Raw genomic sequence first — 2,109 nt, 5'->3', positions numbered from 1 at the left:
TACAGCGAAAGCGCCGCTTTTTGAGTCGGATAAGGGTTTTGTATCCTGCTGTCTCCAGATAAGGGATTTTAGAAGGTTTCTGGAAGTCGTATTTGGTCATCTGTCCCTTGCAGGCAGGGCATGGAGGGGCATCATAGTCAAGGTGGGCCAGGATTTCTTTGTGAGTATCGGCATCAAAAAGATTGTCTATTTTGATATTTTTGTCTTCAATTCCAAGAAGTTTTGTGATAAAATCGAGTTGTTCCATATGAGTCTTTCTAATGAGTAGTTTCGTCGCTTTTCATTATAGGTCATATGGGACTTTTTGTATACACAAAAATAGCTCCATAATCTCTGCGATAGTTTTACCCACTATAGAAATTATAGAGCCAAAAAGCAACGGTTTTACCGTTGCTTTTTGCATAGTTGCGATAGTCTTGGTAAAATAGAATTGCTTAATAAACCATTTAGAAAGGCTATCTCATGCACATTCACTATAACACAAATCAGACAACTTTGCCACTAGAACTTGCTTATGTCTTGCCCCAAGGTCACATCGTCTTCACTATCGAAAAGGTCGTCAATACACTAAAAGCCGGTCAGTTTCAGTCTTTCTACATGATTTTGGTCGCCCTTCCTATCACCCAAAGTTACTTCTGTCTGCCCTCCTCTTTGCTTATTCCCAAGGAAGTTTCTCTGGCCGTAAGATTGAAAAGATGATGGCAGAAAATCTAGCCATGCAGTACTTGACAGGGCAGTTGGTTGTCAGCTACCGGACCATCAACCGTTTCCGTGTAGCTGTCGGGATGGAAAATCTGCTGCGAGAACTCTTTATCGAGCTCAATCTTCAGTTGAAAATGGGAAAGTTGGTAACACTTGATGGTCTCTACATTGATGGCACTAAGATTGAGGCCAACGCCAATAAGTATAGTTTCGCTTGGAAGAAAGCGACAGAGAAATTCTCCGCTAAACTTCAAGAACAGATGCAGGTCTATTTCCAAGAAGAAATCACCCCTCTTATCCATCAAGCCATTGAACTGGATACACAAGAGTCCATCTCCTCAGAACAGTTGACTGAGTTCGCTCAACTTCTTGAAGAAGAATTGGCTGGACTGAGCCAAGACATTGAGGAAACACCAGTTAAAGGTAAGGACGAGCGTAAGACCAAACGCCGCAAGCTCAAGAAAGTCCTGCGTAAAGTCAAGGATGATTTTTCAGTGCGGGCCGAAAAATACGAGATTTATCAAGAGACCTTCCAAGGTCGAAAGAGTTTTTCTAAGGCGGATCATGATGCGACTTTCATGAGAATGAAAGAAGATCCTATGAGAAATGGACAACTCAAACCTGGCTACAACCTACAAATCGCCACTGAAAATCAGTTCGTCCTTCACTATGACATTTATCCAAATCCAACCGATACCAGAACGCTCTTGCCTTTTTTAGAAACGAATCCACATGAGTTAAAAACGGTTGTCGCCGATGCGGGCTATGGTATCGAGGAGAATCTTCTCACCTTGGATAGGATGGGCGTTGACCACTTGATTAAATATGGTCTTTTTGACAAGGAACAGAAGAAAAAACACAAAGAATCTAATAGGAATTTGGCTAACTGGACTTACGATGGAACAGCTGATTCCTACACCCATGCAAAGGGTTGGGTATACCAGTTTGACCATCTCAAACACAGCCATACCACGATAGGTTTCAAGCAGGAAATCAGGGTTTATAAGGCAGAACAACCTGACTTGGCTCCGCAAAAGGGACTTTATGTCAATGAGCGATATCAAGTCTTAAAACGAAAAGAAAGCCAAGTGCTTTTATCTGACGAAGGCAGTCACATCTTTGCCCAATGTAAAGTTGATGTGGAACCTGTCTTTGGTCAGATAAAGGCTTGTTTGGGGTACAAACGATGTAATCTCAGAGGTAGACGTCAGGTTAAAATTGACATGGGCTTGGTTCTCATGGCCAATAACCTACTGAAATATAACAAGAACCCGTGGTGATAGTTAAGTTCAAAATAGCTCAAATTATAAGCCAATAGGATTTGTTCAATCCTCAGTTATAGTCCAGCTACTCCTCTGGCGAAGGTGTGTTCCATATCAAAGAGAGCACATAACTCAGAAAAGCGCG

General features: G+C 42.0%; 1 protein-coding gene and 2 pseudogenes. 1 reads left to right on the top strand and 2 read right to left on the bottom strand.

Features of this window, described 5'->3' with window-relative positions:
* Positions 1 to 247 (bottom strand): transposase family protein (locus ACOMA9_RS09745; RefSeq protein WP_421425378.1); only part of this gene is annotated, 247 nt, incomplete at its 3' end.
* 36 nt (positions 248 to 283) lie between these two features.
* Positions 284 to 502 (bottom strand): annotated as a pseudogene (locus tag ACOMA9_RS09740) (hypothetical protein).
* Between ACOMA9_RS09740 and ACOMA9_RS09735 the strand changes: the two are divergent.
* Positions 496 to 1,982 (top strand): annotated as a pseudogene (locus ACOMA9_RS09735) (IS1182 family transposase). The pseudogenes ACOMA9_RS09740 and ACOMA9_RS09735 overlap by 7 nt on opposite strands.
* The last annotated feature ends 127 nt before the right edge of the window (positions 1,983 to 2,109 follow it).

Origin of the sequence: Streptococcus atopicus, from assembly GCF_049166725.1 — a bacterium.
GTDB lineage: Bacteria > Bacillota > Bacilli > Lactobacillales > Streptococcaceae > Streptococcus > Streptococcus hominis.
This window is presented reverse-complemented; position numbering and strand designations above follow the sequence as displayed.